General features: G+C 32.0%; 14 protein-coding genes and 1 riboswitch. All 14 genes read right to left on the bottom strand.

From position 1 onward, the window contains the following. Nucleotides 1-7 precede the first annotated feature (7 nt). A complete protein-coding gene (locus tag BMY18_RS07615; RefSeq protein WP_170841341.1) occupies nucleotides 8-1,207 on the bottom strand; it encodes an MFS transporter in 1,200 nt (399 codons plus the stop codon). A 237-nt stretch (nucleotides 1,208-1,444) separates the two neighbouring features. Then, entirely contained in the window at nucleotides 1,445-2,332 is an 888-nt protein-coding gene (locus BMY18_RS07610; RefSeq protein WP_092452321.1) for a LysR family transcriptional regulator, read from the bottom strand. Between the two features lie 45 nt (nucleotides 2,333-2,377). Next, nucleotides 2,378-2,548, bottom strand: coding sequence for a hypothetical protein (locus tag BMY18_RS21010; RefSeq protein WP_170841340.1), 171 nt, complete (start codon nucleotides 2,546-2,548; stop codon nucleotides 2,378-2,380). Between the two features lie 47 nt (nucleotides 2,549-2,595). Beyond that, nucleotides 2,596-3,093 carry an HXXEE domain-containing protein gene (locus BMY18_RS07605; protein ID WP_092452318.1) on the bottom strand — a complete coding sequence of 166 codons (498 nt, stop codon included), beginning with the start codon at nucleotides 3,091-3,093 and terminating at the stop codon, nucleotides 2,596-2,598. A gap of 56 nt (nucleotides 3,094-3,149) precedes the next feature. Continuing rightward, entirely contained in the window at nucleotides 3,150-6,188 is a 3,039-nt protein-coding gene (locus tag BMY18_RS07600) for an MFS transporter (RefSeq protein WP_092452315.1), read from the bottom strand. Between the two features lie 301 nt (nucleotides 6,189-6,489). Further along, nucleotides 6,490-6,798 (bottom strand): hypothetical protein, encoded by a 309-nt coding sequence (locus BMY18_RS07595; RefSeq protein WP_139197238.1) that lies wholly within the window; start codon nucleotides 6,796-6,798, stop codon nucleotides 6,490-6,492. A 159-nt stretch (nucleotides 6,799-6,957) separates the two neighbouring features. Then, the gene (locus tag BMY18_RS21005) at nucleotides 6,958-7,116 is read right to left on the bottom strand and encodes a hypothetical protein (protein ID WP_170841339.1); all 159 of its coding nucleotides are present in this window, start codon (nucleotides 7,114-7,116) and stop codon (nucleotides 6,958-6,960) included. Between the two features lie 586 nt (nucleotides 7,117-7,702). Further along, complete coding sequence (locus tag BMY18_RS07590) at nucleotides 7,703-9,379, bottom strand: bifunctional diguanylate cyclase/phosphohydrolase (protein ID WP_092452308.1); 1,677 nt, start codon at nucleotides 9,377-9,379, stop codon at nucleotides 7,703-7,705. An 86-nt stretch (nucleotides 9,380-9,465) separates the two neighbouring features. Then, nucleotides 9,466-9,594, bottom strand: coding sequence for a cyclic lactone autoinducer peptide (locus BMY18_RS07585; RefSeq protein WP_092452305.1), 129 nt, complete (start codon nucleotides 9,592-9,594; stop codon nucleotides 9,466-9,468). A 110-nt stretch (nucleotides 9,595-9,704) separates the two neighbouring features. Further along, nucleotides 9,705-10,349: an accessory gene regulator ArgB-like protein gene (locus BMY18_RS07580; protein ID WP_170841338.1), complete on the bottom strand. Its 645-nt coding sequence runs from the start codon at nucleotides 10,347-10,349 to the stop codon at nucleotides 9,705-9,707. Further along, nucleotides 10,330-10,827, bottom strand: a complete 498-nt coding sequence (locus BMY18_RS07575; protein ID WP_092452298.1) for a hypothetical protein — start codon at nucleotides 10,825-10,827, stop codon at nucleotides 10,330-10,332. The genes BMY18_RS07580 and BMY18_RS07575 overlap by 20 nt, the downstream gene beginning before the upstream one ends. Nucleotides 10,828-10,856: 29 nt before the next feature. Next, on the bottom strand, nucleotides 10,857-11,396 hold the full coding sequence (locus BMY18_RS07570; RefSeq protein ID WP_092452295.1) for a DUF5317 family protein: 540 nt from the start codon (nucleotides 11,394-11,396) through the stop codon (nucleotides 10,857-10,859). A 356-nt stretch (nucleotides 11,397-11,752) separates the two neighbouring features. Continuing rightward, nucleotides 11,753-12,325 carry a folate family ECF transporter S component gene (locus BMY18_RS07565; RefSeq protein ID WP_092452292.1) on the bottom strand — a complete coding sequence of 191 codons (573 nt, stop codon included), beginning with the start codon at nucleotides 12,323-12,325 and terminating at the stop codon, nucleotides 11,753-11,755. 66 nt (nucleotides 12,326-12,391) lie between these two features. Further along, nucleotides 12,392-12,488: riboswitch (THF riboswitch) on the bottom strand. A 142-nt stretch (nucleotides 12,489-12,630) separates the two neighbouring features. Continuing rightward, nucleotides 12,631-13,236, bottom strand: a complete 606-nt coding sequence (locus BMY18_RS07560) for an HD domain-containing protein (RefSeq protein ID WP_092452289.1) — start codon at nucleotides 13,234-13,236, stop codon at nucleotides 12,631-12,633. Between the last annotated feature and the right edge of the window lie 12 nt (nucleotides 13,237-13,248).

Below are 13,248 nucleotides of genomic sequence, written 5' to 3'. Positions count from 1 at the left end.
AGTTTATTTATTCTTTACTTCCAGTTTCAGGAATGAAAATACCAATCATTAAAGCAATTATCCAGCCCGCTCCAACTAAATAAAAATACCGTGTGTAGTCTACCGTTTCACCTATTGTAGCTAAAGGTAAAATAATATAGGTAGGTAACAAAACACTACCTAACAGTTCAATTGTGGCTGCAAATCCCATTCCCGTTCCCGCAAATCTAGGTCCGACTTCTTTGAATTTCATTGGCATTGATAAGAAGAAGGTCATAAGTGATGCAGCACAGAATCCAAATACAAAAAAACACAGATACGCGAATGCTCCAGTCAAGTGCCAACCAAATGCATATCCTAATGCACAAATTATTGTGAATGCAATTATAAATGGTTTTACTTTTCCAACTTTTGTTGCAACTATAGGCATTATAATAGCTCCGGTTAAGTTTCCGAGGCTAACGATAGAAGCTAAAACACCTGCTCCTGCCGGATCCATACCTTTCGTTATGAGTGCTGAAGGAATCCAAATATTAAATGCGACCTGACATCCTAAGATAAAGAATAATCCAAATGCACATAACCACATATTTTTACTTGCAAAAACTGCTTTCATTGTTTCCCCAAAGCTTGGCGCTTCCATAATCCCTGCCTGTCCATTTTCTTTGTATTCACGACCAAGAACAACCCAGAGTACTAAGACAATTGCACACATAATTCCAGATAACCAGAACACGTTGTTTAACGATCCAAGTAATGCGGTTGTCGATTGTGCAAAAAACTGTCCAACGGTGGACGCCGCTAAAAAGATTCCCATTGCAATAGAAATCATCGCTGGTTTCATCCACTGACTAAAGATTTTACCACAAGTAACGTTGATTGCTACCGCACCAAATCCCGTTAAAAACATGGTTGCGTAAAATGTAGTATTTGTTGTTGCAAAAATATGTCCAAGACCACCTATGCATGAAATAATCATTCCGATTGCTACAATGATCTTAATACTAATTTTATCAGCCAGAATTCCGACAATAATGCTTAAAACAATTGCTGGCACCAATGGTGCTGTTACAAGCGATGAAAACTGCGCCTCTGTTAAACCAAGCTTTGGAATCAATTCTGCAGCCACCATAGTTAATTGATATTGTGTCAATTGATAAGTAAACGCACCCAAAGCAAAGATAGCCAAAATAATCCATCCATAATTAAATTTTTGTTTTTGTTCCATATTATTGTCCATCCCTTTCCATACCCTGCATCTATATTCTCACAGGGGAATATTGTCTAAATCAAAATTATTTCACGCTGTCACTCGAATCGTTTGATATAAGAGTTCAAACATTGTTTATTTTTTAACAATATCAAATAATTGAATCGATGTCCAACCAGTAAAACCAATTAAGTAATAACAAAATGCAATAACACCCGAAGTGCTGACTTCATTCACTTCGGGTGTTATTGCATTTTATAATTTATTTGTTAGTTCAATTTTTATAGTATCAATAAACTTTGATAAAGATGGATTGTATGTATCTTTTTTCCAATACGCCTTTACTTCAAATGGAACTTCTTCTATATTCTGATCAATAAAAACTATTTTATTGGGGTTTACATAATTTTCGATTTCTGGTAAAAACGTAATTCCTACGTTAGTGCTTACCAACATAACAGTATCATCCATATTTTCTAGCAGAAAAGAGTGATTAAATTCTAATCCTGGATTCCCTTCATCATGATGACTTTCATATACCTTTTGCTGTTCCACGTTTTTATTGTAAGAAATAATCGATTCACCTATAATATCGTCTGAAGTTATCAGTGACTTTGAAGCAAGTCGATGTTTTTTATTCACACACAGTTTCGGTAATTGCTCATAAATTTTTAATTCATTTAGTTCAATAGAATCCAATTGAAAGCAAAACCCTAAATCTATGGTGTTATTAAGGATATTATTTTTCATATCACCATAATTGCATTGAACAATACTTATCTGTGTCTTTGGGTATTTTCTATAGAAATCAGCAATTACATTGCTCATTACGTCCCGGTCTAACATACTAAAAAAACCAAGTTTGATTACACCATCAACACCTTGTGCATACGCTTGTGTTTTTAAAATTGCATTATCATATAATCTTACCAATTGTTTCGCTTCTGAAAGAAATGTTTCACCAGCGATTGTCAACTTTACTTCTTTTTTATCTCGTTCAAATAACTTAACACTCATCATTTCTTCTAAAGTGGCTATCTGCTGACTAACAGCAGTCTGCGAAACATACAATACTTTTGCTGCTTTCGAAAAACTTTTAAGCCTTGCTACCTCTATAAAACAACGAATTCTTTTTAATTCCATAATTGCTCCTATACTTTTATTCCATTGTAAACTCTATAAGTACTGTTATCTCCTGTAACTTTCTTGCTTAGTTCCCGCACTACATAAGTTTATCACTGCTTTAACAAAAGTACAAATATTTTTAATGGATTGGTATGGTCTTTCCCTTTGTATATCATATGATCCGTAAGGTTCTTGTTCTAAAATCCCTAAAATAATTACATCAATAGCTGACATTATTCTACTTCTCTTAAACCATCGATTTTAATCTTATCATTTTTAGTTTATATAAAGATTTTTTTAAATTTTTCAGAAAATGAAACCGATAATAAAACAGGAACGAAAGCATATATAATCCCCATGATTACAGACATAATAATAACTATTATATTAGGTACCTGACCTTTGCAAATACTCAATAAACCTAATAAAAATACAATCAAATATAATAATCCTGTAAATAAACCCGGAGATATTTTTCGATCAATGATAGTATAAACCAAATGATCTAAGCAGTTAATTAGCCCCCAAACCAATATGCCAATTCCCATAAACGCAAAATTTTCTCCCAATAATACATAACATATAAATCCAGTTAACAATAATGAATAGTAGAAAAAAACATTATTAGCCATCCAATGTCCATATGTAAGCTTTTCTGGCATCCATTTATGTTCTTTCATCCAATTAGGAAAATTTCCAATAGCCTCTTCAAATAAATGAAATGGAAAATAAATAACTATAATGGTTGCCACATAGTATTTTATACTTATCTCTAACATTTCAGTTCCTCCTCTTAATTAACAATATACCAGTAAAAATAGCCAAAATCAGGACACTATATTTTTAGTCCTTTTGCAATTTTTTTCATTTCTTCTGCATCGACTTTTAAAATTTTTCTGTCATAAGTAAAAAGACCATTCGTTTCATCTTCCACATCGCTCACCTGAGTATAAATAGAACCACAGAGACCGTTTTGGATTTCCTCCGCTATTTCACCAAAATATACTCCGTTTAATGCCTCCTGTAACTCTTTTCCTTCTTTATAAAAGCGATATCCATAGGTTCTTCTAAGATTAAAAGAATGTTCTTCGGCTTTCAGGCAATATCCCCCAAACTCCGATAGCACAATGGGCCTTTTGCTTTTTTTAACACGAATAGATTTAAAATAAATATGATAGCTGTCCACATCGCTTTTCTTCTGCCAGAACCAGCCCGAAGTACTGTCAATAAATCTGGTAGAATCCAGTTCTTTTATCATGTCATACATATCATCACTTTGAAACTGTCCCCAGCCTTCATTAAAAATTGTCCAGTAGCAAATAGATGGAAAATTATAAAGATATTCTATAGTTTCTTTTGCAAAAGCTTTAAAATTAGATTTGACTTTTTTAGTTCTCAAAAAGCCCCAATCTGTAATATTTGTAAGCCCTATGGTCGGAAAGGCTGTATCCCTGATAAAGGAATAAAGGCCATTGTTAATCATATCCTGAAATACCACCATGCCTAATTTATCACACAGATAGTAATAGATGGCAGGTTCTACTTTTATATGCTTGCGTAATGTATTAAATCCAAGTTCCTTCATAGTCTGAATGTCTTTCTCATATCCTGCCGGACTGGCAGGAAGATAAATCCCATCACTATAATAGCCCTGGTCCAAAATTCCGTGAAAAAAATAAGGTTTGCCATTCAGGCACAGTCTTGGAATGTTTTCTACCGTTTGTACTGACAGCGTTCTTAGGGCAAAATAGGAAGTTACCCTGTCACCTTCTGTTTTTATTTCAAATTCATAAAGATAAGGCTGCTGGGGTGACCAGACTTTAGGATTTTCAATAGGAATGACGATTTTATTTCCTTCAAATATTTTTTCGATCACTCCATATTCCGTTTTGATTTTTATTGTTCTACTTGAAGCAGTGCTACCAGCCTTGCTATCAGCTTTACTCTCAGCTTTACTCTCAGCTTTACTAACCATATCACTGCTAATCTCGATAGTGACATCTGTTAAAGTAGGCGTTATTTTAAGGTTCTTTATATAATCCCGACTGACACTTTCAAGCCATACACTCTGCCAAATTCCAGAAGCGGTGGTGTACCACATACCACCCCTCTTGCTTTTTTGTTTTCCATAGGGCAATGAATGATTTAGCGTATCTTTAACTTTAACTGTAATGGTATTGGTTTTCTGTATGTAATCCGTTATGTCTGCCTGAAATGGGAGATACCCTCCAATGTGGGTCAGTATTTCTTTATGATTAATGTATACAGTTGTAATCTGATCCGATGCGCCAAAATTCAGAATAACCCTATCCTTAACAAAATTTTCAGGGAGTATAAATTCTCTCTGATAATAGAGATATTTATATCTGTTAGGGAATTTTTTTATTCCCGAAAGGATGGACTGCGGTGGAAAAGGCAACAGAATTTCCTGGTTCCATACAGATGGAGCATGCCCTTTGTATGTTGCTGCATATTTCCATTTTCCATTCAGGTTAATATAAGAATCCCTTTTTAGCTGGGGTCTTGGATATTCCTGCCAAGGCCTAGATGTTATATGTTCCCCGTCCTCTGTCATCAGGTCCACATGTTCTTGATCCACTAGTCTAAACACCCATATAAGCAATATCCATATAAAAAAAGCTGCAATGAATGCTGCCATAAAAATCTTTTCATTTGGTATAAAGGATGTTGTTCCATCTCCATTCACGCAGGTTGCTGCATCAGCCAGTATGGCAGCCCCAATCGCTGGCCCTATAATACCGGGAATAAATACCTGTCCTATGATTCTGAGTCCCTGAAAAAGTCCAGTTTTATCTCTAGGAGTATAGTCACGTATCATGGCACCAAATACAGCCATGCCTGTCAGATATCCTGTCATCATCAAAAGTGAACCAAGAAATACCAACCCCGTATCTTTAAAAAGATACAAAAAAACATATCCTGTCATCAGAATAATAATAGCGGGAATAATGGATTTCTTAAATCCTTTTCTGTCATATAATTTCCCATAGAATGCTGTTATAATTGCAGCAAGCGTAATTGCAGGCGCCATGATTAAAACATAGTTGCTCATCCCTAACGCTTTTTCATAATATAAAATCAGATATGGCATATAAGTCTGTATGGATATTCCAAAAATAGCAAACGCTCCCAGTGTAAAATAAAGAATAGGATTTTTTTTAATAATTGCCGGACGAAATCCATATAAAATATTCTGGAAATAATTCTGATTGCTGCTGGTTACTATTTTTTTCTCTTCAATCAGAAAAAATCCAAGAATACCAATAGCGATTACCGCTATTCCTATAATAAAATATATAGTAATCCAGCTTTTCTGATTATCTAGATCAAAAAACATAAATCCACCAAAAACCACAAGTATCGCTACTAACGGCATCATGGCATTGATTCCTTCTACAGAACCTCTGTTGGTTTCGTCAGTTTTATCCGTAAGCCAGGCATTATAACAGGCATCGTTGGCACTGGATCCAAAAAAAGTCATGACGCAATCCAAGATAATGACCAGCGTTATTCCCACAGTGGCAGTAGCTACTACTCCTGGAAGCAGAAAATGTATAACATCAACTCTAATAAATGCAAAACTCAGAATAGAGATTCCCCATGCAATATACCCTGTGCAGATAAAAATCTTTCTTTTTCCAATCTTATCAGACAAGGCTCCAATTATTAGTGTTGTAACCGTAGCTGATACGGCACTGGCTGCCACCATAAGTGAAATCTGTCCCGCACTTGCATGAAACATCTTATAGACGAATACATTGAAGTACATGTTCTCTACAACCCAGGCCACCTGTCCTATCAAGCTGAAAATAACAAGCGTAAACCAGAACTTTCCAGAAAGCTTTGTTTTCATTTTTCATCCCCCTCTGCATAATATCTCAATATATTTATCCGTAATTTCTTCAGTGAAAATTTTTATCATCCCTTTGTGATATAGCAAAAAATCATTCTTTGTATCTTCTAATAACTTATATATGCTTCAATATGTGCATGTAAATAATTATTTGAATTCATTAGTATAGAACGATTTATTCTTAATGGAATTATAGTTAATATCTATGTGAAAAGAAAGCAAGAATAGGAACTTCTTTTCCACCATAGATATTTCAGAACTTATAATAAGGGCTTTCAGTATTAATTAAAATGTTTTTAATTCACATTACACGATAATCAAAGTTATAATTATTGTCCTTAAGATATATTTCCAATTTGTTGAAGAGTTCCTTACTTTCAGCTTTTGTAACTACAATATTATTATCAATAATATTGTGCAAATTATAAGACCATGTAGCAGTTTCTCTATCTAAATGTAGCAAAGAAGATTGGGATTCGTCTTCTTCATATATGATTTCAAGGAGTTTACTACCGCTTTTGTAGTAAATAGCATCCTTCTCAATTTGGAATGAATCATCCTCCATTTCTTTGTATAATTCACGCAAACCACGTGTATAATCCTTATTCATATTCTTTTCACTACGTATGTATTCTAATAAGGTCATATGATATTGCTTTTCATAAAAATCTTGTTTATAGACTTTTTCGCCACTTTTGACTTCAAAATTTTTTTTAGCACAATATGTGATAGTACTTATTCTAGACAGATAAATCGAAATATCTAATAGCTAAAAAATTGCAAAAATTAAATTCACACCTACACCAATAACAATTATTTCTGTATAAGGAAAAATGATATATGTAAAAAAAGCTATTACAAGTGGAGCGAAAACAGGACATATTAATGCAAATCGACATGCATTGGGTTTTTCTAAAGTAAGTCTCATATATTATTACCTCCATTAATCCAAACTTCTACTTCGCTGTAAAAACATTAGCGATATAAGTCTCACTAACAAATTTAAATTTTTCTATTGCAATTACATTATTTGTTACATCATTTTACCTTCTTGAAAATATTCACTTTAAGGAATTTCTTCCCAGTGGCGGTGCAAAAAAATACAGCCTAATGTTTCTTCTCTTTAGCTTTTGCTTTCAAAGCGGTTTTGTCCATGGAACATCCTCCTTCATAGTTATGTTGTCATCAACTAATTATTAATGGCCTATCTGAGCCATCGCGTAATTTGATTTAGATAAATCCTGTAATGTCGAAGTGATTTCCAGAATAAATCACTCAGCTTTGCAATTATAAAATGGCATAAAAAAAAACAGATTTCCTTTTGGGGAAAACTGTATTCTATCAAACTATCTTAATTATAAAATCCCCTAATAAAAACAAATCACAATATATTCCCCAATATTTTGCACTAAATTCATTTTATTACAAATGTAATTTTAATACAAGATAATTATTTGTGTCGCACCATACTGTTGTAGATTCCGACAAATAGAATCATAGAATCCCCTTTTCAATTAAATTGATTTAATGCATTCAATAAACTTCTCTGCAATAATTGGATCAAAATGTGTCCCCTTACATCTTTCTATTTCTTCAAATGCCTCCTCAAAGGTTTTTGTTTTTTGATATGTTCTCTGATTTGTCATTGCATCATAGCTGTCTACAACAGTCAAAATACGAGCTAAATAACATATATTTTCACCACTTAAACCATTGGGATATCCAGTACCGTCATATTTTTCATGATGCTGTAACACAATAGGAACAACATTCTCAAATCCTTCAATCTGTTTTACGATATCTGCACCATCTTGTGGATGTTTTTTTAATTCTTCCCATTGTTCTTTTGTCAGGTTATTATCTGCAATTAAGGTTTCCTTAGAAACATTGATTTTCCCTAGATCATGAAGATAGGCACCAAATAGCAATAATCTTTTATCTTCAATGGAAAGTTCAAGATAATCTGCCATAATATTACAATAATGAAATACTCTATCTACATGCTTGAAAGTATATGTGTCCCTAGAGTTTATTACTGAAATAAGAGCTTTTAAAGACTTCATATTTTCTAACAAATCCGGATTCATATTGTCTGTTTCAACAACTTGGTCAAAAACTGACGAATAGACCTCAACTTTGTTCCTACGTAAAAACTTTGCTCTGTATAAAGCCATATCTGCATTTTCAATGAAATTATTACAATTTTCAGATTTCGTATTAAGAGTGGAAACACCAATTGAAATAGTTAATTTACCATCTGGTAAATACTCTTGTCCAAAACTATTGTAATTATAAGCTTCTTCTCTTAGTTTATTGGCAATGAGACTCGCATCTTCCTTGTTTGTACCTGGTAAAATAATGCAAAATTCATCTCCTCCGTATCGAAAAAGAGAATCACTTGTTCTAATATTATTATGCAATAATGATGATATCGCCTTTAATAGATCATCACCCTTCGCATGCCCATACATATCATTATATTTTTTGAAATAATCAATATCAATCATCAATAAAGAAAGCTGATTGTTGTTTTTCATACTATCTTCAAACACATCACCTATAAGTTCGTAAAAATATCTATGATTATATGCGCCCGTTAAGCCATCAATATTTGCGTATTCAGTTAAATCCTGTATATGTGATTGTTCAAGTTTCACATAAAATCCAAGGGTCCATGTAACTAGAAAAAACATAACAAACAGTGCAAGATCATCTTCAAAATACTTATTTACACCACTATTATCCCCCAATACAAGATCCATTGTAGCAATTACTCCTGTGGATATAGAGGAAATAGCAAGTCCAGTTTTCATACCGTATTCAATTGTATAAGAAATGATAATAAATAAGAAAATAAACTTATAATAACTTTCATTTGCTCCGCTAATGTATATTGCTGTAATAAAAACGACAACAAATATTGACATTTCCAATATTTGCAAAAATCTATTATTTTCATTTCTATTAAATATAAACATCAAAATGAACATTACTATGCAAATAAACATTAATGTTATTTCCATTGTATATACACTATAACCGTTATAATCAAAATTTATATTAAACTTTTTAGAAATATTTTGAAATACTGGAATCATGGAAAAGAAAAGAGCAAGAGTCTTTAAAGTGAAAAACATTGTTCTAATTTGCTCTTTTTTAGTACTATTTAAATTCGGGATGCTTTTTTCCATTACTTCACCTTCTTTACATATATGAAAATATCATTTTTTTTAAAGAAAGACTTGTGGATTAGTTCCACAAGTCTTTCGACTTTAAATCATTTATTCTCCAAACATTTTGGTTCTTTGGGCTGATAAAGATACCATAAACATGCAGAAGTAGCAATTGTAGTAGCAAAAACAGTCGCAATTGCAGTAACTACTGTAAATAATTTTCTTTTTTTCATTTGATTAATCTCCTTCCAATAAAATATATAGAATTAAAGTCACTATACACAATTTAAACAAACATTAAAAACATTAAGGCTGTATCAAATGTTATGACAATAAAATCAGTTTACTTCTTGTCAATAAATACCTTGAATTTGGAATCGACTTTGCCAATGAATTGAGCTCCACTCCTTGTTAGTGTAAATAGCTGCCAGAGCATTGCTAGTCTTATGCTTATTGCAATACTGTAAAATCGATTATACCAAGTTGTTAAAATTATAAATATAATTGATAACAAAAAAAATATTGTTAATATTAAAAAGCTTTGTCTTCTTAGCTTTCTAATTTTTTCAAGCTTAACAATTGGTTTGTTTGGAGAGTCAACTGGAACACGAATATAGAAAACGATAAAGCAAATTATATAAACAAATATTGAAATACCAAAATCAACGAATTTACTGAGAGGAAAATCAAAAAAGTATCTCGCCAATGTAGACAATATCGTGATTGATAAAACACTGATTATAATACACCCCTCCATTGTTTGGGAGTGTGCTCCGCCAGTAGATTTTCTAATAATTCCTACTCCTAGAAATATAATAATACTCTCATACCAAAAATCAAATAGTATGCCTATGATTGAAATCACAGCAAATATGGTTGCCATTTGAAATATTGCTGTTAATCCATAAGCAATTACTGCTTTTTTATCCTCATCATAATTCATTTCTACGGCAATTTTCTCCGCTATATTATAAGCTAATGTTTCCAATATTCTCACCATTTTTCTTTTGTGAATTATTTAAAACAAAATATATCAGGGCAATAAGTAGCGCAAATAAAGCAGTAGCAGCAAAACCTATTATTGCCTTGTCTAATGGCACAACCATCATACTATCGAATTTTTCTTTCCCTAAACTTAGTATCATAACAGCTATAACAGCCATTTCAGAAATAAGACAAAGTACTATAATTAGAACCGCAGACCAAATTGTGGTATAAGCAGGCATTCTTAATATAATAATACAGAACAAGATCAAAAATAATATATTTATTATCGTATGTACGCCAAAGCTGATTGGTAACAATCTTACAAGGTAAGAAATTATAATTACAAGTAGACTTGTTAAAACATAGGTTTTCAAAACAATTTTTCGTCGATTAAAAGCGAAAACACCAAGAACGAAAGTAAAACCTTGTAAACAATATCCTAATAAGAATTCAAAAATTATAATTTTTAGTAGTTCCATTTTTATTTATCCTTTGCTTTTATGTATTTTTAAAGACTTTTATTAATTTCCTTTATTGTATAATAAATTACTATAAAGATAAAAGAATGAATAAACAAATCACCAACACTTAATATACTAGATCCTATATCAATATAATCCGTCAAAAATTTAAACTTAGTTGATTCATTTCCAATTATATGAATACTATCAACTGCTTGAATTGCCGATTTATTGTAATAGCCTGTAATCTTTGATAATGAAGCATACACAGGCATTTTACCACCATTTTGACTTATTACAAATTTGTTTAAAAGTGTTCCTATCATGATTAAAACCGAACCACAAATTCCTGGTTTATATAATTTATAAAACATTATGGGAATGATAAGAGTATACAAATACACGCTACTAATAATTTTTGAATATTGCACGAGGCTATAACTATGCATAAATATACTTAGTTGCAAAAGCAAATATATAAGCTCGGCAATGGCGTAGGGGTATAGTGTATATGCCTTAAAGATTGGCTTTATTTTGTATCCTTTTATCTTTGCGCAAATAAATGCGAACAGTATATACGGTAACATTTTGCACCTCAAAGTAACTCGTGTATAATATATTATATTAATTACATGTTATATGAATCTTAAAGTGCAATATACCATATAATGACAGCATTTTCAATGGTTTATGAAATATTGTAATTATATGGTGTAAAGATAAATATCGTTAAGATTAAACCTATCTGATATTTATAAATAACAAAAAACCCACATTTCATCTCACTAAATAAATGGTTTCTAAAAACTTTCGGTTACTTAAGTCTATAAAATTTATATTAAAATGAGTAAATGCGGGGTTTTATATTTATTGTTTTGTTGTAACTATTCAGTAGTCACTACTGAACAGTTACATTTTGTTTAAGTAATTTTACTTACGGATGTTATGATTTGATTTTTGTTATTGTTCTCACTAAGTATGGCTTAACTGCAGAATTCATTGCTTTCATAATTGTGAATAAAATAAGACTATCAATAGGCCACATAATTAAGTTTGTCAGTGCACGTAATGGTAAAATAACGAAAAAACTTTTTCCATACATAACTGTTAGCCAATATGTTGTAAAACCAAGATTAATCACTACCACTACCACTAAGTGTGTGGCTAAAACGCGCAATATTGTAAGTTTCTTTTTGTAAAAGAAACTACCATAAATCACACCACCCAGAATGGCATTAAATGTGAACCCAGGGAAAAATGGGCCCGATTGATTGCTCGTAAAAAATTTTAAAATATCAAGTGCTCCACCAAATATCCCAGCAATTACTGGTCCAAACATGGCTGCAACAACTTGGTTAGGAATACCTGAAAAACCAAGTTTAACATATGGTCCTAACATAACAGTATAATAACCAAGTACTATAGCTATCGCGGCAAATAATCCACACATCACTACATTCCTTACTTCTTTGAACTCATTGAACGAGTCCATAAACATTCTTCCAAACTTCTTCATAAAATACCTCCTTTGCAGTCCAAGCACTACATAAGAGGGTATCAAAAAAAAGCATCCTTTATATGTAGCAGCGGGATGCGAACTCTGTACCGCAAGATTACTTTTCGTCCAAATGACAACTCCCTGTTCACCTGGCACTTAACGCACAAAATTCTACTCTGCTCTTAATTTTTTTAATCACGCCAGCTAATTAACAACACGTGTCGAAATTAATTATAGCATTTAATGCAAAACATACAATAGTTTTTATATTTTTATTGTTTTTTATGGATAATACATACCCATATTACCAATTCCATGAAAATTTATAGCAAACTCTCATAAGAATTTTCTATTACATTTGGCAACAGTGTGTATATATTGCAATTACATAATCTATCAAAATACTCTTTTAGTTCTAAAAATGCTTTCCATTTATCAATAGTGAACTCTGGCAAACCATGTCTTAATGCGACATCAATTAGTCTTTTTTCCATAATACAAGCCCCATTAGGTAATGATATTGCATCACACAATTGTATTAATCGATCATAATCATCATATAGCGTATCCCTAATGAAACATGACAAGAAAATCTTTTGTTTTTCTGTACAATCAAACTTTCCAAAAAACGTATTTACATCTTGTATTGGATATGAATGTGTTAAGCATATTCTAGCAATTTCATATTGATTTAAACTCATCAAATAATCATATCCGTCAATCGTATGCATAATTGATTTTATGCCTTCTCTACGACCTATATCATGTAGCAATCCCATAGCATAAGCCTGATTGCTATCTAACATATCAATTTTATCTGCAATCAATTTAGCATTCAAACCGACAGACATACTATGTTTTATCCACGGTCCTGGATTTAGTTGTGCACCGATTGATAGCTCTCTTTCTGCTTCTTTTGGACTTAACATTATATCTCCCTT

Origin of the sequence: [Clostridium] fimetarium (assembly GCF_900111235.1) — a bacterium.
Lineage (GTDB): Bacteria > Bacillota > Clostridia > Lachnospirales > Lachnospiraceae > Clostridium_N > Clostridium_N fimetarium.
This window is presented reverse-complemented; position numbering and strand designations above follow the sequence as displayed.

Bases quoted from the DNA above. Each gene is read 5' to 3' on its own strand.
- BMY18_RS07615 (WP_170841341.1), bottom strand. From the start codon at position 1,207: ATGGAACAAAAACAAAAATTTAATTATGGATGGATTATTTTGGCTATC.
- BMY18_RS07610 (WP_092452321.1), bottom strand. From the start codon at position 2,332: ATGGAATTAAAAAGAATTCGTTGTTTTATAGAGGTAGCAAGGCTTAAA.
- BMY18_RS21010 (WP_170841340.1), bottom strand. From the start codon at position 2,548: ATGTCAGCTATTGATGTAATTATTTTAGGGATTTTAGAACAAGAACCT.
- BMY18_RS07605 (WP_092452318.1), bottom strand. From the start codon at position 3,093: ATGTTAGAGATAAGTATAAAATACTATGTGGCAACCATTATAGTTATT.
- BMY18_RS07600 (WP_092452315.1), bottom strand. From the start codon at position 6,188: ATGAAAACAAAGCTTTCTGGAAAGTTCTGGTTTACGCTTGTTATTTTC.
- BMY18_RS07595 (WP_139197238.1), bottom strand. From the start codon at position 6,798: ATGAATAAGGATTATACACGTGGTTTGCGTGAATTATACAAAGAAATG.
- BMY18_RS21005 (WP_170841339.1), bottom strand. From the start codon at position 7,116: ATGAGACTTACTTTAGAAAAACCCAATGCATGTCGATTTGCATTAATA.
- BMY18_RS07590 (WP_092452308.1), bottom strand. From the start codon at position 9,379: ATGGAAAAAAGCATCCCGAATTTAAATAGTACTAAAAAAGAGCAAATT.
- BMY18_RS07585 (WP_092452305.1), bottom strand. From the start codon at position 9,594: ATGAAAAAAAGAAAATTATTTACAGTAGTTACTGCAATTGCGACTGTT.
- BMY18_RS07575 (WP_092452298.1), bottom strand. From the start codon at position 10,827: ATGGAACTACTAAAAATTATAATTTTTGAATTCTTATTAGGATATTGT.
- BMY18_RS07570 (WP_092452295.1), bottom strand. From the start codon at position 11,396: ATGTTACCGTATATACTGTTCGCATTTATTTGCGCAAAGATAAAAGGA.
- BMY18_RS07565 (WP_092452292.1), bottom strand. From the start codon at position 12,325: ATGAAGAAGTTTGGAAGAATGTTTATGGACTCGTTCAATGAGTTCAAA.
- BMY18_RS07560 (WP_092452289.1), bottom strand. From the start codon at position 13,236: ATGTTAAGTCCAAAAGAAGCAGAAAGAGAGCTATCAATCGGTGCACAA.